This is a genomic window from Streptomyces sp. NPDC104831 (genome assembly GCF_055583025.1).
On the sequence record NZ_JBVJOT010000081.1, the window covers coordinates 1 to 26,937 of the forward strand.

6 protein-coding genes are annotated in these 26,937 nt (G+C 74.4%); 5 read left to right on the plus strand and 1 reads right to left on the minus strand.

The genetic code is table 11. The annotated features are described in order from the left end of the window. The 4 genes from ACZ63H_RS34965 to ACZ63H_RS34980 form a co-directional block, all read left to right on the plus strand. The coding region (locus tag ACZ63H_RS34965; protein ID WP_469872088.1) for an MFS transporter at positions 1 to 1,493 on the plus strand (1,493 nt) is incomplete at its 5' end. Continuing rightward, a complete protein-coding gene (locus ACZ63H_RS34970) occupies positions 1,490 to 2,659 on the plus strand; it encodes a 2,3-butanediol dehydrogenase (protein ID WP_469872090.1) in 1,170 nt (389 codons plus the stop codon). The genes ACZ63H_RS34965 and ACZ63H_RS34970, both read left to right, overlap by 4 nt. Then, positions 2,656 to 3,540 carry an SDR family NAD(P)-dependent oxidoreductase gene (locus ACZ63H_RS34975; RefSeq protein ID WP_469872092.1) on the plus strand — a complete coding sequence of 295 codons (885 nt, stop codon included), beginning with the start codon at positions 2,656 to 2,658 and terminating at the stop codon, positions 3,538 to 3,540. The genes ACZ63H_RS34970 and ACZ63H_RS34975 overlap by 4 nt, the downstream gene beginning before the upstream one ends. 365 nt (positions 3,541 to 3,905) lie before the next feature. Beyond that, positions 3,906 to 4,886 carry a helix-turn-helix domain-containing protein gene (locus ACZ63H_RS34980; RefSeq protein ID WP_469872093.1) on the plus strand — a complete coding sequence of 327 codons (981 nt, stop codon included), beginning with the start codon at positions 3,906 to 3,908 and terminating at the stop codon, positions 4,884 to 4,886. Between the two features lie 390 nt (positions 4,887 to 5,276). Here ACZ63H_RS34980 and ACZ63H_RS34985 read toward each other — a convergent pair whose 3' ends face one another. Next, entirely contained in the window at positions 5,277 to 6,446 is a 1,170-nt protein-coding gene (locus ACZ63H_RS34985) for a cytochrome P450 family protein (RefSeq protein ID WP_469872094.1), read from the minus strand. Between the two features lie 866 nt (positions 6,447 to 7,312). On the opposite strand from ACZ63H_RS34985, the gene ACZ63H_RS34990 reads away from it, so the two are divergent. Continuing rightward, the coding region (locus tag ACZ63H_RS34990; RefSeq protein ID WP_469872096.1) for an SDR family NAD(P)-dependent oxidoreductase at positions 7,313 to 26,937 on the plus strand (19,625 nt) is incomplete at its 3' end.

A 26,937-nucleotide genomic window follows, 5' to 3' on the forward strand; every position in this document is an offset into this window, starting at 1 on the left:
ACCACGTCGACCCCCTGTTCCGAGGACCCGCAGCGCCAGAAACCCGACATGAGGCCACCAGCACCACACCCCCCCCTCGGTCCGGCGCCGCGGCGCCGGACCGGACGGCGGCACCCGGGGACGCCGGGGCCCGCCGTTACGAGCACCGTCTGCTGCTCGTCCTCTTCGCGGCCTTCGGCTTCGTCTTCTTCGACCGCCAGGCGCTGACCTTCCTCGCCCCGTTCATCTCCGACGACTTCCACCTCTCGCACACCGCCCTGGGCGTCCTGTCCGGTGTGCTGGCGCTCACGTGGGCACTGTCGGGGCTGGTCTGCGGCAGGCTGGCGGACCGGTACGGCCGCCGCCCGGTCCTGATCGCCGCCGTCGTGCTGTTCTCCTGCTTCTCCGCGGCGGGCGGCCTGATGACCGGCTTCGCCGGTCTGCTGATCGCCCGGGCCCTGATGGGCCTGGCCGAGGGCGCGGTGCTCCCGCTGGCGCAGTCGCTGATGGTGGAGGCCTCGCGGGAACACCGGCGGGGCCTGAACATGGGCCTGCTTCAGGGGTCGTCGGCGGGGCTGCTGGGCGGCATCGTCGCCCCGCTGGTCGTGGTCTGGATCGCCGAGCACCACACCTGGCGGACGGCGTTCCTGGTGACCATCGTCCCCGGGCTGCTGATCGCCGTGTGGATCGCGCGGACCGTGCGCGAGCGCCCGCCCCTACCGGTGCTCCCCGGTGTATCGCACGCCACGAGCGCGGACACGTCCGGCACGGCCGGCGGCACCGCCGCCGCCACGTCGAGCGGCGCGGCGGCCGGCCCGGCGGACGCCACCGCGCCGGAGGAGGCGGCAGCCCCGCTGCGCGAGGTGCTGCGGGAGGTGCTGGCGCACCGCAACATCGTGCTGTGCGCCCTGGCGGCCTGCTTCTACCTGACCTGGTTCACGGTCGTCATCACCTTCACGCCCACCTACCTGGAGGACGAGAAGGGTTTCTCCTCCGGCACGATGAGCCACGTCATGACCTGCTTCGGCGTGGCCTGGGTGCTGTGGGGCTTCCTGACCCCGGCGGTATCCGACCGGATCGGCCGACGGGGCGCGCTCATCGCCTTCACCGTCGTGGCGGCGCTGTGCCCGCTGGCCGTGGTGTACGTCGGCAACCCGGTGCTGCTCGGCGGCGTCGTGGTGCTCACCTACACCGGACTGGGCTGCTTCACGCTGATCATGGCGACCATTCCCGCCGAGACCGTGCCGCGCCGGACGCTGACCGTCGCCCTCGGCCTGGTCATGGGCGTCGGGGAGCTGGCGGGCGGGTTCATCGGCCCCCTGGTCGCCGGGCTGGCCTCGGACGCGTGGGGTCTGGACGCGGCGATGTACATCTCCTCCGGCGGCGCCGTCGCCGTGGTCCTGCTCGCGCTGGGGCTGCGGGAGACCGCCCCCGCGGTGCTGCGCCGCAGGGGCGTCGACGCCGGTCCGGCACACGACGCCACACCGGTTCCCACCTCGGAGGGTGCGCTGTGAAGGCCGCGGTCTGGTACGGAGCGCGCGACGTACGCGTCACCGAGCGGGAGGTGACCCCGCCGGGCCCGGACGAGGTGCTGCTGTCGGTGGCGTACTGCGGGATCTGCGGCAGCGACCTGCACGAGTACGCCGACGGCCCCCACTCGGTGCCGGTCGGCAAGCCCCACCCGGCTTCGGGCGCCCGCGCCCCCCTCGTCCTGGGGCACGAGTTCTGCGGCACGGTCACCGCCGTCGGCTCGGCCGTGCGGAGCCTGGCGGCGGGTGACCGCGTCGCGGTCGAACCGCACTACCGCTGCGGCGCCTGCCCGCGCTGCCGGGCGGGCGAGTACAACATCTGCCGCCACTTCGGCTTCGCCGGGCTGATGGGCCACGGCGGGCTGGCCGAGTACGCCACGGTTCCCTCGTACATGGCACACCGGCTGCCCGACGAGGTGCCGCTGGAGCAGGCGGCCCTCTTCGAACCGGCCTCGGTCGCGCTGCACGCGCTGCGGCGCGGCGGGGACGCCGACAGCGTGGCCGTCGTGGGCCTGGGCCCGGTCGGGCTGCTGACCGTGCTGCTCGCCGCGCGGCGGGGAGTCCGGCGGATCGTCGCCTCCGACGTCAACCCGGCCCGGCTCGGCCTCGCGGCGCGCCTCGGCGCGACCGAGGTGGTGGACGCCCGGGAGGAGGACGCGGGGCTCCGGGTGCGTGCCGCCTGCGGAGGCGAGGGCGCCGACGTGGCCTTCGAGGTGGTCGGCTCCCAGGCGGCGCTGGACACCTGCCTGGCGGCGACCCGTCGCGGCGGGCGGACGGTGCTGGTGGGGCTGGGGCACCGCGTCGGCTTCGACTCCTCCGCGCTGGTGGACAACGAGCACTCGATCGTGGCCAGTGTCGGCTACCGGAACACCTATCCGGAGCTGATCCGGCTCGTCGGGACGGAGGGCCTGGACCTCCGCCCCGTGGTGACGTCCGTCATCGCCCTCGACGACGTGGTGCGCGAGGGATTCTCGTCGCTGCTGCACGGCGGCGACCAGATCAAGGTCCTGGTGTCGCCCTCGGCCCCGGCCGCGAAGGAGCACACCCCGGCGGCCCCGGCGCACGCGAGAGCCTCGTCGTCGGCACCCGGACCGGGCCGGGCACACCCTGAGGCCCCGGCGCACGCCGGACGGGAAGGAGACGACCGATGACCACCGGCGCACCGACCGGCCCCGGGACCGGGCCCGTACCGCCCGCCGCGGGCACCGTCCCCGCCGCCCCGGCGTCCTGCCCCGTACCGACGGGGACCGTGCCGTCCGGCAGCGGGCCCCTCCTCCCCGGGCCCGTGCCCGGCACGGCTCCGCCCTTCCCCGGCCCCGACGCCTTCGCGGGCCGCACCGCGCTGGTCACGGGCGGCACCTCGGGCATCGGCGCCGCCACCGCCGAGCTGCTCGCGGAGCTGGGCGCGCGGGTGTACGCCCTGGGCCTGCCGCCGGCGCCCGGCGGCGAACCGCCCCGGCACGAGCGGGTGCGCGTCATCGAACAGGACGTGACCGACCGGGAGGGGCTGGCCCGCCGCATCGCGGAGACCGGCACCCTGGACCACTTGGTGGTCTGCGCGGGCACGAGCGCGGACCGCGCCGAGTACGAGCCCGGGACCTGGGACCGCGTGCTGGCGGTCAACCTGGGCGCGGCGATGACGGCGTGCGAGGCGGCCCGGCCGCTGCTGGCACGCCGGGGCGGCTGCGTCGTCACCGTCTCGTCCATGTTCGCGCTGTTCGGCAGCCGGGACCGGCCCGCCTACAGTGCCAGCAAGGGCGGCGTCTCCCAGCTCACCCGCTCCCTGGCGGCCGAGTACGCGTCCGACGGCATCCGGGTGAACGCGGTGGCGCCGGGCTTCGTCGCCACCCCGCTGGCGCGCGGCGTGCTCGACGACCCGGCGGCGGCCGGTGCCGTGCTCGCGCGCGTTCCGATGGGGCGCCTCGGACTGCCCCGGGAGATCGCCTCGGTCATCGCGTTCCTGTGCGGCCCGGCGGCGGCCTACGTCAACGGAGCGGTGATCCCCGTCGACGGCGGCTACTCGGCGGTCTGAGACCCGCCCCCGGCCGATCCGGGCCCGCGCCGTACCCGCCCGACGGCCCGCGCGGCGCACCCCCACCCGCCCCGCCCGGTTCATCCCCCACCCGCTCCGCCCTGTCGCCCCCGTCCGACGGCCCGCCCCGGTTCCCCGCGGCGGGCCGTCGGACGGGGGTGAGCCGTCGGGTCGTGATCCGAGCCCCGTCGCCGAGTACCCTTCGCTGACGGGCACAGCGCGCACGGGCAGCCGGATCCGGTCCGATCCCGGCGGAGCCGCTCCGGCGGGACCCGCCCGGCGCGCCGGGCCCGGCGGCGCCGGCTTCGAAGACGCGCTCCTCCGCGGCGCACAGGACACTGGCTCACATCGGCAAGGAGGCCGAGTTGACCGGACACACCGCCACCGTGTTCTCCCGAGTGTCGACACGGTCGGTCGACCAGGCGGACCGCGTCGACCTCTGGGAGGACTACAACCGGCAGGCCCTGGTCGGCCTGACCTGTTCCCCGTACTCCGACGACGGACTGCTGGCCACCCAGACCAACGCCGGCCTCGGCAGCCTGCGCCTGGCCGACATCGCCGGGAACGAGCACGTCATCGAGCGCAACGCGCGGCTGTGCCGGGAGACGCCCAAGGACTCCGTCTTCGCGACCCTGCTGGTCTCGGGGCAGGCGGTGTTCTTCCACGGCGGCGGCTGCCTCAGCCTCGGCGCGGGCGACCTGGTGCTGTACGACACCCGCCGCTCCTACCTGCTCGGTTTCCCCACCACCATGCGCCAGCTCCTGGTGGACATCCCCCGGGAGGTCTTCGCCGAACGCTGCCTGTCCGCCGAGCTTCCGGCGCCGCTGGTCTTCGGGCGGCGGTCGGCGGCCGACGCCCCGGCGGTGCGGGCCCTGGAGTCCGTGCTGTCCGGCTGGTTCGCCCAGCGGGAGCCCGGCGACGCGGCCGGCACCGAGGACACCGTGCTGGGCCTGGTGCGCTCGCTCGCGACGTCCCGGATGGGCGGTGGGCCGCCCGGGGACGACCAGGACGCCCGGCTGCTGCTCGCCAAGGAGTACATCGACCGGCACCTGTCCGACCCCCGGCTGTGCGCGGAGCACGTCGCCGACGCGGTGGGCGTCTCCACCCGGCAGTTGAGCCGCGTCTTCCGGCAGGCCGGGCTCAGCCCCTCCCGCCACATCCTCGAGAGCCGCCTGACCCGGGCCCACGAGCAGCTCGCCGACCCCGGCTCGGCGCGGCTGACGGTGGCCGACATCGCCCACGTGTGGGGCTTCGCCAGCCAGTCGCACTTCACCCGCGTCTTCCGCGAGCGCTACGGGCGGACCCCGGGCGAGCTGCGCCCGGCCCCGCCCGGCCGCCGGGACTGACCACCGCGACGGCGCGCGGCCCGGTCGGTGGCCTCCACGGCCTCCACTGGGCGACGTGCCGTCCACCTGCGCCACAGCCCCTCGTGCAGCGGCCGTTCGCGTCCGACTCGTAGGTGGAGAGTGGGCGACATGGCGGAACAGCGGGCGCAGGAGGTGCCGGCCGTGGTTGCCGAGCGGTACGGACGGATGGCCGGCCGCGCCCGGCCGGGCCCGCGGTACGGTCCGGCAACCGGCGTTGTCGGACCGCACCGAAGGCGACGCGCGGTTGAAGCCGCCACGGCGGTCAGGCGAACGTCGACGCGATCCGCCGAGGCCGTCCACGGGCCGGCGACCGGGACAGCCCCTCCATCATTCCGGAGTGGATACGGAGCTGGTTCGGGAGACCACGCATCACCAGGTGACCGGCAACGCCTGCAGGCCGCGGAAGACCAGTTCCGGCACGTAGGTGAGCTCGGACTCGTCGACGGCGAGGCGGAGTCCCGGATACCGTTTCACCACGGACCCGATCGCCACCCGCATCTCCCGGCGGGCCAGTATCGCGCCGAGGCAGAAGTGCGGCCCGTGCCCGAAGGCGAGGTGCGCCGCCGGTCCTTCGCGTGTGATGTCGAAGCGGCCGGGGTCCGGGTACACACCCGGGTCGCGGTTGGCCGCGACGATGACTGGCAGCACCGCCTCGCCCGCCCCCAGTCCGACGCCCTCCAGCGCGACGGGCTCGGTCGTCACCCGGACCTCGGCCGAGGTGAAGAGCCTGCTGTAGCGCAGCAGTTCGTCGACCGCCGGTCCGATCAGGTCCGGTGACGACCGCAGCAGCGCGAGCTGGTCCGGGTGGCGCAGCAGGGTCAGCAACGAGTTGCCCAGCTGGTTGACGGTCGTCTCGTGGCCGGCGATCAGCAGGCCCTCGAGATTGGCCAGCAGCTCGGGTTCGGTGAGGTGGTCGCCCTCGTCGTTGGCGGCGACCATCGCCGAGATCAACCCGTTGTCCGGCCGCGCCCGCTTGTGGCGCACCAGATCGGCGAGCCAGTCCTGCATCTCGCCCTGCGCGGCCCGCAGTTCCTCCGGAGTGATGTCCGTGACGAACAGCCGTCTGGTCCACCTGCGGATGGCCGGCGCCTCGGAGTAGGGCACGCCGAGCAACTCGCAGATGACCATCAACGGCAGCGGAGCGCACAGACCCGCCACGAGGTCCGCGGTGGGTTCGAGGTCGTCGAGCAGGGAGTCCACGATGGACTGCACGCGTGGCTCGAGCCGATCGACCATGCGTGGGCTGAACGCCTGCGACATCAGCTTGCGCAGGCGGGCGTGGCGCTCGCCGTCCTGGCTGGAGACCAGCAGCGGGTCGGCGGCGACGGACAGTTTCAGCGAGCCGCCCGGAAGCGTGGCCGCCTCCCGGCTGAACCGGCTGTCGCTCAGAACCTGGCGCACCGCCTTGTAGGAAAGGGCGAGCCAGACCTCTGCCGTACCCATCGTCGCGAGGACGGCCGGAGCCTGTGCCAGCAGAGCCTCGGCCTCGGGCTCGTTGTCGAGGTGGTGTGGCGTGGTGAAGGGGAACGTGGCTTGCATCGCTGCCTCCTGATCTGTGTCACCAGGGCCGGGCGTCGAGTGCCGGGCGCGAACGGCCGGGACCGACGCACGGATCGGTGACAGCTGGGTTTCGTGCCGCCGGGGGCGGTGGCGCTTCGCGATCGTCTCGAAGTCGAGGGGTCGAACGGTGTCGATGAGGGTCGAACGGTTCAGCCGGAGCCGTGAACGGCGTCGGCGGCCGGTTCGCCCGATGCGGGTGGTGATCGCCGTGCGGAGGTTTCCCCGGGTGGCCGGATGACGGTCGAGGACGTTCTCGTGCGCGAGTGCGAAGGGGGATTCTAGGGCGTTGTCACCGGCGGCGTCGACGGTGCCCATGAACCCGGCCCGGCCACGGCGGTGCGGGGCGTGGACGGACTCCCGCTACCCCAGGGCCGGTTCACCGGCCAATTCGCCGGCGGATCCGCCGGAGGACACCGCGACGGGCCGGTCGTACGAAACGACGCGCTTCACGGGGACACGGGATAAATCTCGCCACGGTGCCTTTGTCATGCTGGCATATGACATTGTGACGTGCTGCGTTTCAGACAGCCTTCGCTTGGCCTATGGCAATGGCGTGATGTTGCTGCCATGCTCGTCTGCGCAGCGAGGCGATCATCGCCTCGGCCCCTACGCTCAGCGCACCAGTGCATCTTCCTCGAAGATCGCCGATGCTGTCGCTTTCGAGGACCGCTCCACTGTTCCAGGCACCCGAAGCGCGGTCGAGTCCGGGTTCGGACACGACCGGGTCGCCGGGCTGCCCGCGCGTTCCATCATCCGGCCGCCCGCGCGGCCGGAGCCGCACCGTGGGGACTGCTACGGAAGCAGCCCGCCTTCCCTCATTCCCCGGCTCACGAGGTGTCGATGTGATGCGCTTCCCCTTGGACTCGGACGCTGGACGTGTCGCTGTCGTCGGCATGGCGGGCAGGCTGCCGAAAGCCCCGGACCCGGAGGCGTTCTGGCGGCTGCTGTGCGACGGGACCGACGCGATCACCGCGCCGCCCGCGGGCCGGCAGGGCGTACGGCACGGCGGCTACCTGGACCGGGTGGACGGCTTCGACGCGGCGTTCTTCGGTGTGTCCCCCCGTGAGGCCGCCGGCATGGACCCGCAGCAGCGGCTCATGCTCGAACTCGCCTGGGAGGCCCTGGAGGACGCCCGGATCGTGCCGAGCACGCTGACGGACGGCCCGACGGGGGTGTTCGTCGGCTCGATGTGGGAGGACTACACATCCCTGGTCCATCCCGGTCACATCACGCCGCACACGCTGACCGGCACCAACCGGGGTGTCATCGCGGGCCGTGTCTCACACTTCCTCGGTGTGCGCGGACCGAGCATGACGGTCGACACGGCCCAGTCGTCGGCGCTGGTCGCGGTGCACCTGGCGGTCGAGAGCCTACGCCGCGGCGAGTCGGCGCTCGCCCTGGCCGGCGGGGTGAACCTCAACCTGACCGCCGCCCGCGAGGAGGGAGCGGCGGAGTTCGGCGGCCTGTCCCCGGACGACCGCTGCTTCACCTTCGACGCCCGGGCCAACGGCTTCGTCCGCGGTGAGGGCGGCGCCTTCCTCGTCCTGAAACCGCTGGACCGGGCCCTGGCCGACGGGGACCGGGTCTACGGTGTCATCCGGGGCAGCGCGGTCAACAACGACGGCGCCACACAGAACCTGACCGTGCCCAGCGCGCAGGCCCAGGAACAGGTCATCCGCGACGCACTGGCCCGCGCCGGCGTACGTCCCGCGGATGTGCAGTACGTGGAACTGCACGGCACCGGCACCGCTGTCGGCGACCCCGTCGAGGCCGCCGCCCTCGCGGCGGCCTACCGCGCCCCGACCGGGTCCGCGGAGACCGAGGGCGGCACCGAGGGCGACGCCGGCAGCGCGCTGCGGGTCGGATCCGCCAAGACGAACGTCGGCCACCTGGAAGGCGCCGCGGGCATCGTCGGTCTGCTGAAGGCCGTCCTCAGCGTGTACCACCGCGCACTGCCGCCGAGCCTGAACTACGAGACCCCCAACCCCGGCATCCCGCTCGACGCGCTGGCGCTGCGGGTCCAGACCGCCCTGACCCCCTGGCCGCGGCCGGACGCGCCCCTGCTCGCCGGCGTGTCGTCGTTCGGCATGGGCGGCACCAACGCGCACGTGATCGTCGAGCAGCCGCCCGGTCCGGTCGCGCCGCCGGTCCGGCGGCCCGCCCCCGGGGGACCGGCGCCGTGGATCGTCACGGCGCGGACCAGGCAGGCGCTGGCAGCGCAGATCGAGCGTCTGCGCGAACACGTGCGCAGCCACCCGGACCTGACCGCCGCCGAGGTCGCGCACGCGCTGGCCACCACCAGAACCCGGTTCGCGCACCGCGCGGTCCTGCTCGACTCCGCCCAGGTCGCCGTCGGCCGGGCCGGCACCCCGGGCCGTACCGTCTTCGTGTTCCCCGGCCAGGGCGCGCAGTGGGACGGCATGGGCCGGGAGCTGTACGCCGCGTACCCCGTCTTCCGGGCCGCCATGGACGAGTGCGCCCAGGCCCTGGCCCCGTACACGGACTGGTCCCTGGCCGATGTCCTGGACGGCGCCCCGCTCGACCGCGTGGACGTCGTGCAACCCGCCCTGTTCGCGGTGATGGTGTCCCTGGCGGCACTGTGGCGCTCCTTCGGCGTCGAGCCCGACGCGGTGGTCGGGCACTCGCAGGGCGAGATCGCCGCGGCATGCGTCGCGGGCGCGCTGTCGCTGTCCGACGCGGCCCGGATCGTGGCACTGCGCAGCCGCGCGCTGGTGGCGCTGACCGGCCGGGGCGGCATGGTGTCCGTGGCCCTGTCCGCCGAGCGGGCCGAGGACTACGTGTCGCGCTGGGGCGGCGCGCTGACGGTTGCCGTGGTCAACGCCACCGGCTCGGTCGTGGTGTCCGGCGACGCGCAGGCCCTGTCCGAACTGGTCGAGTCCTGCGCGGCGGACGGTGTCCGCGCACGCGTCGTCCCGGTGGACTACGCCTCCCATTCCGCGCACGTGGAGACGATCCGCGAGCGGTTGCGCACGGAACTGGACGGTGTGCGGCCCCGGCAGGGCACCGTCCCGTACTACTCCGCGGTCACCGGCGGCCTCCTCGACGACACCACGGAACTCGACGCCGGCTACTGGTACCGCAACCTGCGCGAGCCGGTCCGCTTCGACCTGGCCACCGCCGCCCTGCTCGCGGACGGGCACGACGTCGTGGTGGAGGTCAGCCCGCACCCGGTGCTGCTGCCCGCCCTCGAACAGACCCTGGAACAGGCCCGCGAGCGGACCGGCGCGTCCGGCGTCGCCACCGGCACGCTCGGCCGTGACCGGGGCGGGCCGGACGTCTTCCTGACCGCGCTGTCCCGGCTGTTCGTGGCCGGCGTGCCGGTCGACTGGTCCCCGGCCGTCACCGGGGCCGCGCCGGTCGACCTGCCCACGTACGCCTTCCAGCGCCGCTCGTACTGGCTGCCCGACGCGGCAGCCGGGCAGAGCGGCCGGACCCCGGCCGCCCCGGGGACGCACGCGGCGCGGACCACCGCGCCCGGCCGGCCGGACGGCGGTTCGGAGATCCGCGGCACCGGGGCTGGCGGCACGGACACGGACGACCCCGAGCCGGGCGACACGGTCGACGCGGCAGCCCTGGTCACCGCGCAGATCGCGCTCGTGCTGGGCCACGAGGACCCCGCGGACATCGATCCCGCGCTCACCTTCAAGGATCTCGGCTTCGACTCGGTCACCGGGCTCGAACTGCGCAACCGCCTCGCCGGCGCCCTGGACCGGCACCTCCCCTCCGGTCTCGTCTACGACCACCCGACGCCCGCGGAGCTGATCGACTGGCTGCGCGGCCGGGGCCCCGGCGACCGGCCGGCCGCCGCCGCCCCGGCTCCCCACGGCGACCCGGTCGTCATCGTGGGGATGGGCTGCCGCTTCCCCGGCGGGGTGGCCTCGCCGGACGACCTCTGGCGGCTCGTCGCGCAGGGCGTGGACGCGATCGGCGACTTCCCGGACGACCGCGGCTGGGACCTGGGCGGCCTGTACGACCCGGAACTGCGCGGCGCCGGCACCACGTACACCACCCGGGGCGGGTTCCTGGAGGCGGTGGCCGGCTTCGACGCTCCGTTCTTCGGCATCTCGCCCCGCGAGGCGCTCGCCATGGACCCGCAGCAGCGGCTCGTGCTGGAGACGGCCTGGGAGACCTTCGAGCACGCCGGGATCGACCCGGCCTCGCTGCGCGGCAGCCACACCGGCGTGTTCACCGGCGTCTGGTCGTCCGGCTACGCGACCGGGCCGGGCCTGCCGGAGGACCTGGAGGGCTACCTGTTCACCGGCGTCGCGACCAGCGTCACGTCCGGCCGGGTCGCCTACCACCTCGGACTGCGCGGTCCGGCGCTGTCCGTGGACACCGCCTGCTCGTCGTCCCTGGTCGCCGTCCACCTGGCCGCCCAGGCCCTGCGCGCCGGCGAGTGCTCGCTGGCGCTCGCCGGCGGCGTCACGATCATGGCGACACCGCTGGGCTTCACCGAGTTCTCCCGCCAGCACGGCCTCGCGGCGGACGGCCGCAGCAAGCCCTTCGCCGCCGCGGCCGACGGCACCAGCTGGGCCGAGGGCACCGGCCTGGTGCTGCTGGAACGCCTGTCGGACGCCCGCCGCAACGGCCACCGGGTGCTGGCGGTCGTCGCGGGAAGCGCGGTCAACCAGGACGGCGCGTCCAACGGCCTGACCGCGCCCAACGGCCCCTCCCAGGAACGCGTCATCCGCCAGGCACTGGCGAACGCCGGGCTGGAGCCGTCCGACGTGGACGCCGTCGAGGCCCACGGCACCGGCACCACCCTCGGCGACCCCATCGAGGCCCACGCCCTGCTGGCCGCCTACGGTCAGGGGCGGGACGAGCCGCTGTGGCTGGGGTCGGTGAAGTCCAACATCGGCCACACCCAGGCCGCCGCCGGTGTCGCGGGCCTGATCAAGATGGTCATGGCGATGCGGCACGGCGAACTGCCGCGCACCCTGCACGTCGACGCCCCCACCCCGCACGTCGACTGGGCCCTGGGCGGCGTCCGGCTGCTCACCGAGGCCCGGCCGTGGCCGGAGCGCGAGCACCTGCGCCGCGCCGGCATCTCGGCCTTCGGCATCAGCGGCACCAACGCCCACCTGATCATCGAGCAGTCCCCCGACCCGGACCCCGGCCACCTTCCCGAACCCGCGGGCCGGGCCGCCCCCACCGCCTGGCTGCTGTCCGCGAAGACCGAAGCCGCGCTGCGCGCCCAGGCCGAGCGGCTGCACGCGTACGCGACCGCCCACCCCGACGTCCCGGTCGCCGCGATCAGCCGCGCACTGGCCGCCCGCACCCGGTTCGCGCACCGGGCCGCGGTGGTCGGCACCGACCGGGACGACCTGCTGTCCGGCCTGGCCGCGCTCCCGCCCGGGCCGCCGGACCGTACCGGCGGGACCGTGTTCGTCTTCCCCGGACAGGGGGCGCAGTGGGCGGGCATGGGCCATGACCTGTACGAGCAGTCCGAGGTCTTCCGCGCCGGCATCGACGCCTGCGCCGCCGCCCTGGCCCCCTACACCGACTGGTCGCTGGTCGACGAGCTGCGCCACGGCCCACTGGACCGCGTCGACGTGGTGCAGCCGGCCCTGTTCGCCGTCATGGTGGCGCTGGCCGACCTGTGGCGGTCCTACGGTGTGCGGCCGGACGCCGTGGTCGGTCACTCCCAGGCGGAGATCGCCGCCGCGTACGTCGCCGGCGCGCTGTCGCTGCGGGACGCCGCCAAGGTCGTGGCGTTACGGTCCAGGGCCCTGGCCGTCATCGCCGACCGGGGCGGCATGGTGTCCCTCGCGCTGTCCGCCGAGCAGGCCGCCGGCTACCTGGCCCGCTGGGGGGAGCGGCTGACCACCGCCGTGGTGAACGGACCCGCGGCGGTCGTGGTGTCCGGCGGCCCCGACGTGCTGGACGAACTGCTGGCCGCCTGCGAGGCCGACGGCATCCGCGCCCGCCGCCTGCCCGTCAACTACGCCGCCCACTCCGGCCAGGTCGAGGCGATCCGCGGGCGACTGCTCACCGACCTCGCCGACATCACGCCCCGCCCGGCGGCGATCCCGTTCTACTCCACGGTCACCGGCGAACCGGTCGACACCTCCGCGCTCGACGCGGGCTACTGGTACCGCAACCTGCGCGAGCCCGTACGCTTCGACCTGGCCACCGCCCGGCTCACCGCCGACGGCCACGACCTGTTCCTGGAGGTCAGCCCGCACCCGGTGCTGGTGCCCGCGCTGGATGTCGCCGCCACCGGGACACTGCGCCGCGACCACGGCGGCCTCACCGAGTTCCTCGCCGCCGCGGGACGCCTCTACGCCGCCGGGGCCGACGTCGACTGGACCCCGGTCCTGCCCCGCACCGCACCCGGGGCGGACCTGCCCACGTACGCCTTCCAGCGCGAGCCCTACTGGGTGACCGCGACCCCGCCGGTGCCCCGCGACGACTGGCGGTACGAGGTGGCGTGGGCGCCGACGAGCGGCACCGCGGCCCCGGTGGACCCGGCGCGCTGGCTCGTCCTGGCCACGACCGGGCACCCGTGGGCCGAGGCCCTGCGCGAACGGGGCTTCGCGGTCGCCGACACCTGGGACGGGGCCGGCACCCCGGACGACCGGCCCGGACCGGACGGTGTGCTGTCGCTGCTGGCGCTGGACGAGGAGCCGCACCCCGACCACCCGGTGCTCCCGGCGGGCCTGGTCCGCACCCTGGACCTGGTGCGCACCCTGGACCCGGCGCGGACACCGGCCGTCCCGCTGTGGTGTGCGACCAGCGGCGCCGTGAGCACCTCGGGCACCGACCCGGTCACCAGCCCGGCCCAGGCCCTGGCATGGGGCACCGGCGCGTCCGCGGCGCTGGAGTTCCCGCACGCCTGGGGCGGCCTGGTCGACCTTCCCGCCGTGCCCGACGAGGACAGCGTGGACGCGCTGCTCGGCGTGCTCGCCGGCCCGGGCGAGGACCAGGTGGCGATCCGCGGCACCCGGCGCTTCGCCAAGCGGCTGCGCCGCAAGGCCCCGTCGGGCCCGGCCGCGCGCCCCTGGCGGCCGCGGGGCACGGTGCTGGTCACCGGCGGCACCGGCGCGCTCGGCGCACATGTGGCCCGCCGCCTCGCGCGGCAGGGCGCGGAGCACATCGTGCTGGCCGCCCGCCGCGGCCCCGGCGCACCCGGCGCGGCCGGCCTGCGCGACGAACTGGAGGCAGCCGGGGCGCGGGTGACCGTGGCGTCGTGCGACGTGGCCGACCGGGACGCCCTGCGGGACCTCGTCGAGCGCGTCGGCGACATCCGCGCGGTCTTCCACACCGCCGGCGTGATCAGGGCGACCCGGCTGGCCGACACGACACCGGAGGAGTTCGCCGAGGTCATCGCGGCCAAGGTCGCCGGGGCGGCGAACCTGGCGGAACTCCTGCCGGACCTCGACGCCCTCGTCCTGTTCTCCTCCACCGCGGGCGTGTGGGGCGACGGCCACGGCGCGGCCTACGCCGCCGGCAACGCCTTCCTCGACGCCCTGGCCGCACAGCACCGCGCCCGGGGCCGCGCCACCACCTCCGTCGCGTGGGGCATCTGGGCCGAGGGCGGGATGGCGGCCCTGGAGTCCGTGCAGCGCCAGCGCACCCTGCTCGGCCTCGGCGAACTGGACCCGGACCGGGCACTCGACGCGCTCCAGGACGTCCTCGACCACGGCGAGGCCCTCGCGGTCGTCACCGAGGCCGACTGGGCACAGTTCGCCCGCGCCTACACCCACGCGCGGCCGAGCAGGCTGCTGCGGGACCTGCCCGAGGCCCACAGCCGGCCGCAGGCCCCCAGGCCCGCGCCCCCCGCCGGCGGCACCGACCTGCTGGAGCTGATCACCACCCACGTCGCCGGGGTACTGGGGCACACCACCCCCGAGCGGCTCGACCCCCGGCAGGCGTTCAAAGACCTGGGTTTCGACTCGCTGACCGCGGTGGAACTGCGCAACCGCCTGACCGCCGCGCTCGGGGTGAGACTGCCCGCCACCCTCGTCTTCGACCACCCCACCCCGGCACGGCTGGCCGCCCACCTGGCCGGCGAGTCCGGCGGGCAGGACGCGCCGCAGGCCCCGGCCCCGGCGGACGAACCGATCGCCGTCATCGGCATGGGCTGCCGCTACCCCGGAGGCGTCGACACCCCCGAGGACCTGTGGCGGCTGGTCGCGGACGGCGTGGACGCGGTCGGCGACTTCCCGGCCGACCGGGGATGGGACCTCGACCGCCTCTACGACCCGACGGGAAGCCGCCCCCGCACGTCGAGCACGTCCCAGGGCGGCTTCCTCGACGCCGCCGGCGACTTCGACGCGGCGTTCTTCGGGATATCCCCCCGCGAGGCGCTCGCCATGGACCCGCAGCAGCGCATCCTGCTGGAGACCGCGTGGGAGACCATCGAGTACGCCGGTATCGACCCGACCACGCTGGAAGGCACATCCACCGGCGTGTTCACCGGCATCTGGTCCACCGGCTACGCCGCCGGGCCGGTCCCCGACGACCTGGAGGGCTACCAGGTCACCGGCACCGCGTCGAGCGTGGGGTCCGGCCGGCTGGCGTACCAGCTGGGCCTGCTCGGGCCGGCGCTGTCCCTGGACACCGGCTGCTCGTCGTCCCTGGTGGCCCTGCACCTGGCCGCCCAGGCGCTGCGCTCGGGAGAATGCTCCCTCGCCCTGGTCGGCGGCGTCACCGTCAACGCGGCACCCACCCTGTTCACCGAGATGTCCCGGCAGGGGGCGAGCGCGCCCGACGGCCGCAGCAAGTCCTTCGCCGCCGCGGCCGACGGGGCGGGCTGGGCGGAGGGCGCCGGCCTGCTGCTGGTGGAACGCCTGTCCGACGCCCGCCGCAACGGCCACGAGGTGCTGGCGGTCGTCCGAGGCTCCGCCACCAACCAGGACGGCGCCTCCAACGGCCTGACCGCGCCCAACGGCCCCTCCCAGGAGCGAGTGATCCGTCAGGCCCTCGCTAAGGCCGGGCTGGAGCCGTCCGAGGTGGACGCGGTGGAGGCCCACGGCACCGGCACCACCCTCGGCGATCCCATCGAGGCCCAGGCACTCCTCGCGACCTACGGCCAGGGGCGGGACGAGCCGCTGTGGCTGGGGTCGGTGAAGTCCAACATCGGCCACACCCAGGCGGCGGCCGGCGCGGCCGGCCTGATCAAGATGGTCATGGCGATGCGGCACGGCGAACTGCCGCGCACCCTTCACGTGGACGCGCCCACCCCGCACGTCGACTGGGCCTCCGGCGCGGTCCGCCTGCTCACCGAACCGGTCGCCTGGCCGGGGACCGGGCGGCCACGGCGGGCCGCCGTCTCCGCCTTCGGCATCAGCGGCACCAACGCCCACGTGATCCTCGAACAGCCCGCCGGGGCCGACTCCGCCGCACCCTCCCCCCGGGGCCACGCGGACGACCGGGTCCTCTGGCCGCTGTCGGCCAGGTCGGACGCGGCGTTGCGGGAGCAGGCGCGCCGGCTGGTCGCCTTCACCGCCGTGCGTCCCGAGGTGAGTCCGGCGGCGCTCGGGGGCGCGCTGGCCGCCCGCACCGTGTTCGAGCACCGGGCGGTGGTGGTGGGCACCGCCGAAGCGCTGGACGTCCTGGCCGAGGGTGGCACGGCGCCGGGTCTGGTGACCGGGACCGCCCGCCCGTTGGGCCGGTCGGTGTTCGTGTTTCCGGGGCAGGGTGCGCAGTGGGTGGGGATGGGTGCGGAGTTGTACGGCTCGGAGCCGGTGTTCCGGGAGGCGATCGACGCGTGTGGTGCGGCGTTGGCGCCGTACACCGATTGGTCGTTGGTGGAGGTGCTGACCGGTGGTGGGGGGCTGGAGCGGGTGGATGTGGTGCAGCCTGCCTTGTTCGCGGTGATGGTGGGGTTGGCGGGGTTGTGGCGTGCTCATGGTGTGGAACCTGACGCGGTTGTCGGGCATTCGCAGGGGGAGATCGCGGCGGCGTATGTGGCGGGGGCGTTGTCGTTGGAGGACGCCGCGAGGGTGGTCGCTCTGCGCAGCAAGGCCCTGGTCGCCCTGGCCGGACACGGCGGCATGGTCTCGGTCGCGCTGTCCGCGGACGACGCCGCGGGCTACCTGGGCCCCTGGGGCGACCGGATCACCGTCGCGGTGGTCAACTCCCCCTCGACCGTCGTCGTGTCCGGCGAACCCGGGGCCCTGGACGAACTGCTGGCAGCCTGCGCCAGGGACGGCGTACGCGCCCGCGCCATCCCCGTCGACTACGCGGCACACTCGGCCCAGGTCGAGGCCGTCCGCGAGCGGCTGCTGACCGACCTCGCGGACGTCCGGGCCCGCTCGGCGGCGATCCCGTTCTACTCCACGGTCACCGGCGAGCCGGTCGACACCTCCGCGCTCGACGCGGGCTACTGGTACCGCAACCTGCGCGAGCCCGTACGGTTCGACCTGGCCACCGCCCGGCTGACCGCCGACGGCCACGAGGTGTTCGTGGAGGTCAGCCCGCACCCGGTGCTCGTGCAGGACCTGGACGGCGTGGCGACCGGCACGCTGCGCCGCGACCACGGCGCCATCGGGGAGTTCCACACCGCCCTGGCCCGCCTCCACGTCCAGGGCGTCGCGGTGACCTGGCCGCACGAGCGCCCGCACGGCGTCCGGCTGCCGCGCTACGCCTTCCAGCGCAGCACCTACTGGCTCACCACCGTGGCCGGCGACCACGGCACCGGGCACCCGCTGGCGGGCAGCACCGTCGAACTGCCCGACGGGAGCACCGTGCACAGTGGCCGCGTCTCCACCCGCACTCATCCCTGGCTGGCCGACCACGCTGTTGACGGAACGATTCTGCTGCCGGGCACCGCCTTCCTCGAACTCGCCACCCTGGCCGGCGGGACCCTTGACGACCTCGTCCTGCACCAGCCCCTCGCGCTCTCGGACACACCGACGGACATCCAGGTCTCGGTCGGCGCCCCGGACGACGCCGGCCGCAGCCCGGTCACCGTGCACTCCAAGGGCGGCGACGGCTGGGTCCGCCACGCGTCCGGAACGCTCGGCGGCCAGGTGACGGCCGGACGCCTCGACTGGCCCGCGCGGAACGCCGAGCCCGTGGACCCCGAGGGGTTCTACGCCTTCCTCGCCGGACTCGGATACCAGTACGGACCCGCGTTCCGGGCCGTACGGGAACTGTGGCAGGGCGAGGACGAACTGTACGCCGAGGCGTCCGTCCCCGACGGCGCCGGCTTCGGCATCCACCCCGCGCTCCTGGACGCCGCACTCCAGCCGCTGATCCTGCTCAGCCCCGACACCCGGGTCCGGCTGCCGTTCTCCTTCTCCGGCGTCGCCGTGCACACCACCGGTGTGTCGTCCGCCCGGGTCCACCTGGCCCGCACGGGCACCGACACCTACCGCGCGACACTGACCGACCTGTCCGGCAACCCCGTCGCGGACATCACCGCGCTGACCGTCCGCCCGGCCGCCGAGCCCCGGGCCGCGGTGCTGCACACCCGGTGGGTGCCCCTCACCGCGAGCACGCCGACCGAGGTGGTGCCGAGCCCGGTGCTCACCGCGGAAGCCGACGCGGACTCCGTGCACGCCCTCCTCCAGCGGGCCCGCGCGCTCGTCCAGGACTTCCTGGCCGAGCAGCCGGAGCGGTCGGCCGCGCGCCTGGCCGTCCTGACCCGCGGCGTGGCCGGCGCGGCCGTACGCGGCCTGGTCCGCAGCGCCGCCGCCGAGCACCCCGGCCGGTTCGTCCTGGTCGACATGGGCGACGCGTCCGAGGAGGACGCGGTCCGGGCCGCCAGGACAGCCGGCGGCGAACCCGAACTGGCCCTGCGCCCGGAAGGCGTCCTCGTGCCGCGGCAGGCCCGGTACGCGCCGGAACTGACCGTCCCCGACGGCGCGTACCGGCTCGGCGAGTCCGGCACCGGGCAACTGGACGACCTGGCCCTGCTGCCCTTTCCCGAGGCCGCGCTGGAACCCGGACAGGTGCGGGTCGCCGTACGCGCGGCCGGCCTGAACTTCCGCGACGTGCTCATCACCCTCGGCATGTACCCGGACCGGCCCCCGCTCGGCGGCGAAGGGGCCGGCACCGTCCTGGAGGTCGGCCCCGGCGTCACGGCCTGGCGGCCCGGCGACCGCGTCATGGGAATGATGCCCGGCGCCTTCGGGCCGCGCGCGGTCGCCGACCACCGGCTCCTGACGGCGATCCCCGACGGCTGGAGCTTCACCGAGGCGGCGTCGGTGCCCATCGCGTTCACCACCGCCTGGTACGCGCTGTTCGACCTCGGCGGACTGCGCCCCGGCGACCGGGTCCTGGTCCACTCCGGCGCGGGCGGAGTGGGCATGGCCGCCATCCAGCTGGCCCTGGACGGCGGCGCGGAGGTCTTCGCCACCGCGAGTCCCGCCAAGTGGGACACCCTGCGGCGCCTCGGACTGGCGGACGACCACATCGGTTCGTCCCGCGACACCCGGTTCGCCGACCGGTTCCCGGCCATGGACGTCGTCCTCAACTCGCTCGCGGGAGAACTCACCGACGCCTCCCTGCGGCTGCTCGCCGACGGCGGACGGTTCGTCGAGCTGGGCAAGACGGACGTCCGCTCACCCGAGGGCCTCGTCTACCGGGCCTTCGACCTGGGCGACGTCGACCCCGCGCGGCAGGGCGACATCCTGTCCCGGGTCGTGGCGATGGTCGCCGACGGGACGCTGGCGCCGCTGCCGGTCACCGCCGCGGACCTCCGCCAGGCCGTCGCCTCCTTCCGGCTGATGAGCCAGGCCCGCCACATCGGCAAGATCGTCCTCACCGTCCCCCGGCCGATCGACCCCGACGGCACCGTGCTCATCACCGGCGGCACCGGCACCCTCGGCCAGGCCGTCGCCCGGCACCTGGTGTCCCGCCACGGGGTACGGCACCTGCTGCTCGTCGGCCGCGGCGGCGGCGCCGTGCCGCACCTGGAATCGCGAGGGGAGGTCGACGTGCGGGTCGTGGCCTGTGACGTCGCGGACCGGGACGCGCTGGCGGCCGTACTGGACTCGGTCCCGGCCGAGCATCCGCTGACCGCCGTCGTCCACGCGGCCGGCGTGCTCGACGACACCGTCGTGGAACGGCTGACCGCGGAGCAGCTCGACCGGGTGCTGCGTCCCAAGGTCGACGGCGCCTGGCACCTGCACGAGCTGACCCGCGAGGCCCCCCTCGCGGCCTTCGTGCTGTTCTCCGCGGCCGCGGGCGTCCTCGGCAACGCCGGCCAGGCCGGCTACGCGGCCGCGAACGCCTACCTCGACGCGTTCGCGGCACACCGGCAGACCCTCGGACTGCCCGCCGTGTCGATGGCCTGGGGCTACTGGGAGCAGGAGAGCGGCATGACCGCCCACCTCACCGCGGCCGACCGCCAACGCCTCGCCCGCAAGGGCATCCGCCCCATCGGCACCGAACGCGCACTCGCCATGTTCGACACCGCGCTGGCCGCCGGACGTCCCGCGCTGACCACGGCCGACCTCGCGATGCCGCAGACCCTGCCGACACCCAAGCCCCCCGCGTCGGACCTGCTGTCCCTGGTCGCCGCACACACCGCCACCGTCCTCGGCCACTCCGACGCCTCCGCGATCACCCCCCGACTCGCCTTCCGCGACCTCGGTTTCGATTCCCTCACCTCCGTCGAACTGCGCAACCGCCTCGCCGGCGCCACCGGCCTGCGGCTGCCCGCGACCCTCGTCTTCGACCACCCCACCCCCGCCGACCTCGCCGACCACCTCACCGCCGAACTCTCCGGTGCGGGCGGGGGTGTGGTGCCGGTGGTGTCGTCGTCGGTGTCGGTGGGTGGGGTGGGTGGTGGGGTCGATCCGGTGGTGATCGTGGGTATGGGGTGCCGGTTGCCGGGTGGGGTGGGGTCGCCGGAGGAGTTGTGGGGTGTGGTGTCGGGTGGGGTGGATGCGATCGGGGAGTTTCCGTTGGATCGTGGGTGGGATGTGGAGGGGTTGTTCCATCCGGATGCGGATCATGCGGGGACGTCGTATACGCGGTGGGGTGGGTTTTTGGCGGATGCGGCGGGGTTCGATGCCGATTTCTTCGGGATTTCGCCGCGTGAGGCGTTGGCGATGGATCCGCAGCAGCGGGTGTTGCTGGAGACGGCGTGGGAGACGTTGGAGGACGCGGGGATCGATCCGACGTCGTTGCGGGGCAGTCAGACGGGCGTGTTCACCGGCATCTGGTCCTCCGGCTACGTCGGCAGCCCCGACCAGGCACCACCCGACACCGAGGGCTACCTCGCCACCGGCATCTCGCCGAGCATCACCTCCGGCCGGGTCTCCTACCTGCTGGGCCTCCAGGGCCAGGCCGTGTCCGTCGACTCCGCCTGCTCCTCGTCACTGATGGCGATCCACCTCGCCGCGCAGGCACTGCGCTCGGGGGAGTGCACACTCGCCCTGGCCGGCGGGGTGACCGTGAGCGTCACCCCCCTGCAGTTCACGGAGTTCTCCCGCCAGCGTGCCCTGGCCCCTGACGGCCGGTGCAAACCCTTCTCGTCGACGGCCGACGGTACGGCGTGGGGTGAGGGCGCGGGTCTGGTGCTGCTGGAGCGGCTGTCGGACGCCCGGCGCAACGGCCACCGGGTGCTGGCGGTGGTGCGGGGCTCGGCGGTGAACCAGGACGGGGCGTCCAACGGGTTGACCGCGCCCAACGGCCCCTCCCAGGAACGCGTCATCCGCCAGGCGCTGGCGAACGCCGGGCTGGAGCCGTCCGAGGTGGACGCGGTGGAGGCGCACGGTACGGGGACGACGCTCGGCGATCCCATCGAGGCGCGGGCACTCCTCGCGACCTACGGTCAGGACCGGGCGGAGCCGTTGTGGCTGGGGTCGGTGAAGTCGAACATCGGGCACACCCAGGCGGCGGCCGGCGTTGCCGGTGTGATCAAGATGGTGATGGCGATGCGGCACGCCGAACTGCCGCCGACGCTGCACGTCCAGGAGCCCACGCCGCACGTCGAGTGGGACACCGGTGACATCCGGCTGCTGACCGAGGCCCGGCCGTGGCCGGAGACGGGGCGCCCCCGCCGCGCGGGCATCTCGGCCTTCGGAGCCAGCGGCACCAACGCCCACGTCGTCATCGAACACTTCCCGGAAGAAACCCCCGGACAACCCGTCGCGGACGACTCCGCGGAGCCCACCGTGTGGCTGCTGTCCGGCAAGACGGACGACGCCCTCCGCGCCCAGGCCCGACGGCTCGCGGACCACGTCACCGCCCATCCCGGGCTCCACCCGGCCGCGATCGGCCGGTCCCTCGCCACCACCCGCACCACGCTCGCCCACCGGGCGGCCCTGGTGGGCAGCACCCGGACCGACCTCATGGCGGAACTGGCCGCCCTCGCCGACGCAGACCCCCGCGTCATCACGGGTGTCGCCGGTTCGGTGAGACGGTCGGTGTTCGTGTTTCCGGGGCAGGGTGCGCAGTGGGTGGGGATGGGTGCGGAGTTGTACGGCTCGGAGCCGGTGTTCCGGGAGGCGATCGACGCGTGTGGTGCGGCGTTGGCGCCGTACACGGACTGGTCGTTGGTGGAGGTGCTGACTGGTGGTGGTGGGCTGGAGCGGGTGGATGTGGTGCAGCCTGCCTTGTTCGCGGTGATGGTGGGGTTGGCGGGGTTGTGGCGTGCTCATGGTGTGGAACCTGACGCGGTCGTCGGGCATTCACAGGGGGAGATCGCGGCGGCGTATGTGGCGGGGGCGTTGTCGTTGGAGGACGCCGCGAGGGTGGTCGCCCTGCGCAGCAAGGCCCTGGTCGCCCTGGCGGATCGGGGCGGGATGGTGTCGGTCGGTCTCGGGCACGAGCGGGCCGTCGGTCTCGTGGCCCGTTGGGGCGGCCGGCTGACGGTGGCGGTGGTCAACGCTCCCGGTTCGGTCGTCGTGTCGGGTGATCTGGACGCGTTGGACGAACTGGTGGCGGCTTGTGAGGCCGACGGCATCCGCGCCCGCCGCCTGCCGGTGAACTACGCGGCCCACTCGGTCCAGGTCGAGGCGATCCGCGAGCACCTGCTCACCGACCTCGCCGGCATCACACCGCGCCCCGCGACGATCCCCTTCTGGTCAACGGTGACCGGCGAGCCGATCGACACCTCCGCCCTCGACGCCGGCTACTGGTACCGCAACCTCCGCGAACCCGTACGCTTCGACCTCGCCGTCGAGGCCCTGACGCAGGCCCAACACGACGTGTTCGTGGAGGTCAGCCCGCACCCCGTACTGGTACCGGTGATGGACGGCGTGGTGACCGGCACACTGCGCCGCGGCAGCGGCAGACGGGAATTCCACCTCGCCCTGGCACGCCTGCACACGCAGGGCGTGACCGTCGACTGGACGCCGGTCTTCCCCGGCGAGCCCCGGCACGTCCCGCTGCCGACGTACGCCTTCCAGCACCGGCCGTACTGGTTGAACCCCACCGCCGCGAAGGGCGACGTGTCGGCGGCGGGACTGGGCTCGGCCGGGCACCCGCTGCTCGGAGCCGTCGTCGAACTGGCCGGGGACCAGAGCGTCCTGCTCACGGGGCGGCTCTCGACGGCCACCCGGCCATGGCTGGCCGACCACGTCGTCCTGGGCTCCGTGCTGCTGCCCGGCACCGTGTTCGTGGAACTCGCCCTGCACGCCGGACGGCAGACCGGCTGCGACGTCCTGGACGAACTGGTACTGGAAGCCCCCATGATCCTGCCGGACGACGGTTCCGTGCCGGTCCAGGTCGTCGTCGGCGCACCGGACGGGACGGGCCGGCGCCCCGTCACCGTGCACTCCCGGACGGACGGCAGCTGGCTGCGGCACGCCACCGGCGTCCTCGCGCCCGGCGGCCCCCACCCGTACGACACCGGCGAGACCTGGCAGCCGGCCGGTGAGCCCGTCGACCTGACCGACTTCTACGACACCCTCGCCGCCCAGGGCTACGAGTACGGGCCGGTGTTCGCGGGCGTACGCGAGATCCGGCGGCAGGGCGACGAACTCTACGCCGAGGTGGCGCTGCCCGCCGACACCCGCGACCGCTTCGCTCTCCACCCCGCGCTCCTCGACGCCGCACTCCAGCCGCTGACCCTGCTGGCGGCCGGCCGCCTGCCGTTCTCCTTCGCCGGCGTGTCGATGCGGCAAGCCGGCTCCACGGCCCGGGTCCGCCTCACACCCACCGGCCCCGACACCTTCCGGGTCGCGCTCGCGGACGAGTCCGGCCCGCTGGCGGCTATCGACGCGCTGACCGTGCGCCACCGGCCGCCGGGCCTGCCGGTCGCCGGGACCAACCAGCTCTACCGCCTCGACTGGGTGCCCGTCGAGAGCACCGGCGAACCCCCGGCCGTCCACCACGTCACACCCCCGGCGGGAGACCCCGTGACGGCCGCGCACACCGTCGCCGCCGAGACGCTGGGCGTGCTCCAGGACTTCCTGCGCGACGGGGACGGCCGGCTGGCCGTCGTGACCCGGGGGGCGGTCGGGCCGGACCCCGCCGACCTGCCGTCCAGCGTCGTCTGGGGCCTGGTCCGCGCGGCACAAGCGGAACACCCCGGCCGGTTCGTGCTCGTCGACACCGACGACCGCGTCCTCGTCGCGGGGGACGAACCGCAGCTCGTCGTCCGCGACGGCGCCGCCCACGCCGCCCGCCTCGTACGGGCCGAAGCGGCCCCGGCGCCCGGCCCGCTCGACCCGAACGGCACCGTGCTGATCACCGGAGGCACCGGAACACTGGGCCGCCTCGTCGCCCGGCACCTGCGCGACCGGCACGGCATCCGGCACCTGCTCCTGCTCGGCAGGACCGCGGCGGAGGTGGACTTCGACGCCGAGGTGGTGGCCTGCGACGTGGCCGACCGGGACGCGCTGGCGGCCGTACTGGACACGATCCCGGCCGCGCGCCCGCTGACCGCGGTCGTGCACGCGGCCGGCGTGCTCGACGACGGCGTCGTCGAATCCCTCACGCCCGCCCGGATCGACCAGGTGCTGCGGCCCAAGGCCGACGCCGCCTGGCACCTGCACGAGCTGACGAAAGACCTCGGCCTGAGCGCGTTCGTGCTCTTCTCGTCCGCCGCCGGTGTGCTGGGCGGCCCGGGCCAGGCGAACTACGCCGCCGCGAACGCCTTCCTGGACGCCCTCGCCGTGCACCGGCGCGCCCAGGGTCTGCCGGGCGTGTCGCTGGCCTGGGGCCAGTGGGCCGAGTCCAGTGGGCTGACCGAACACCTCACCGACACCGACCGCAAGCGCCTCGCCCGCGCCGGCGTCCTGCCGATGCCGACGGACCAGGCGCTGGCACTGTTCGACCTGGCCCTGGGCGCCGCCGATCCCGCACTGGTCCCCGCGCACCTCGACCTGTCGGCGGCGTCCACGCGTCCCCTGCTCAGCCGCCTCACCCGGACCCGGCCCGCCCGGCGCACGGACCGGCCGGGCCTGGGCAGGGAGCTGGCGGCCCTGCCCGAGACCGAGCAGCACAGCCGCGTCCTGGAAGTGGTCACCGGCCAGACGGCCGCGGTCCTCGGCCACACCGACACCGCCGCCGTCAGCGCCGAACGGGCCTTCAAGGACCTGGGCTTCGACTCGCTCACCGCGGTGGAACTGCGCAACCGCCTGTCCGCGGTCGCCGGCGTACGGCTGCCCGCGACGCTGACCTTCGACTACCCGACCCCGGACGCGCTGGCCGGCCACCTGCGGGACCTCTTGGTCGGCGCCCGGCGCCAAACCCCTGCCTCACCCGCGCCGGCTCCGCTCGCGGTGTCGGGTGATCCGGTCGTGGTGGTGGGGTTGGGGGCCCGGTATCCGGGTGGGGTGGGGTCGGCGGAGGAGTTGTGGGGTGTGGTGTCGGGCGGGGTGGACGCGGTGGGGGAGTTCCCGTCGGACCGTGGGTGGGATGTGGGCCGTGTCTACGATCCGGCCGGTGGCCCGGGGACGTCGTACACGCGGTCGGGCGGCTTCCTCGACGCCGCCGGCGACTTCGATGCCGCGTTCTTCGGGATTTCGCCGCGTGAGGCGTTGGCGATGGATCCGCAGCAGCGGGTGCTGCTGGAGACGGTGTGGGAGACGTTCGAGGACGCGGGGATCGATCCGACGTCGTTGCGGGGCAGTCAGACGGGCGTCTTCACCGGCATCTGGTCCTCGGGCTACGGCGCCGGGGCACAGCCGCCCGACCTGGAGGGCTACCTCTCGACGGGCACGGCGACGAGTGTGACCTCGGGGCGGGTGTCGTATCTGCTGGGGCTGGAGGGTCCGGCGGTGTCGGTGGACACGGCGTGCTCGTCGTCGCTGGTGGCGATCCACCTGGCGGCGCAGGCCCTGCGGGCGGGTGAGTGCTCGCTGGCGTTGGCCGGCGGTGTGACGGTGATGGCGACGCCGGCGGGGTTCGTGGAGTTCTCGCGTCAGCGGGGGCTTGCGGCCGATGGGCGGGTGAAGGCGTTCGCCGAGGCGGCCGACGGTACGGCGTGGGGTGAGGGCGCGGGTGTCGTGCTGCTGGAGCGGTTGTCGGATGCCCGTCGCAATGGTCACCGGGTGCTGGCGGTGGTGCGGGGTTCGGCGGTGAACCAGGACGGTGCGTCCAACGGGTTGACCGCGCCCAACGGGCCCTCCCAGGAACGCGTCATCCGCCAGGCGCTGGCGAACGCCGGGCTGTCGACGGCGGACGTGGACGCGGTGGAGGCGCACGGCACCGGCACCACCCTCGGCGATCCCATCGAGGCCCAGGCACTCCTTGCGACCTACGGGCAGGGGCGGGTGGAGCCGTTGTGGCTGGGGTCGGTGAAGTCGAACATCGGGCACACGCAGGCGGCGGCGGGTGTGGCGGGTGTGATCAAGATGGTGATGGCGATGCGGCACGGCGAGTTGCCGCCGACGTTGCATGTGGATGAGCCGACCTCGCATGTCGACTGGTCGGCGGGCCAGGTCTCGCTGCTGACGGAGGCGCGGCCGTGGCCGGAGACGGGGCGTCCGCGCCGTGCGGGTGTCTCGGCGTTCGGTATCAGTGGTACGAACGCGCATGTGATCCTGGAGGCGCCGGCGCCGGACCCGGTCCCGGTCGAGGAGACGTCACCCGCGCCCGCCCCCGCGGCCGCGGTACCGCTGCCGTGGCTGCTGTCGGCCAAGTCGGACGCGGCCCTGCGCGACCAGGCCCGCAGGCTGCGCGGGTTCCTCGCCGAGCACCCCGAGGTCACGCCGGCCGAGGTGGCCGCGGACCTGGCCGCGCGGGCCCGGTTCCCGCACCGCGCCGTACTGACGGGACCGGCCGGCCTGGACGCGCTGATCGACGGGGAACCCGGAATCGTCACGGGTACCGCCTCCCCGGGTGGGTCGGCGTTTGTGTTTTCCGGTCAGGGTGGTCAGTGGGTGGGGATGGGTCGGGGTTTGTATCGGGTGTTTCCGGTGTTTGCTCGGGTGTTGGATGAGGTGTGTGGCTTGTTGGGGTTGCCGGTGGAGGTGTTGTTCGAGGACGGGGAGGGGGTGTTGGGGGAGACGTTGTTCACGCAGGGTGGGGTGTTCGCGTTGGAGGTGGCGTTGTTCCGGTTGGTGGAGTGGTTGGGGGTGCGGCCGGATTTTGTGGTGGG

What these genes read in the sequence shown, in the direction of transcription:
- ACZ63H_RS34985 (WP_469872094.1), bottom strand. Translation starts at nt 6,446, where the DNA reads ATGCAAGCCACGTTCCCCTTCACCACGCCACACCACCTCGACAACGAG.
- ACZ63H_RS34975 (WP_469872092.1), top strand. Translation starts at nt 2,656, where the DNA reads ATGACCACCGGCGCACCGACCGGCCCCGGGACCGGGCCCGTACCGCCC.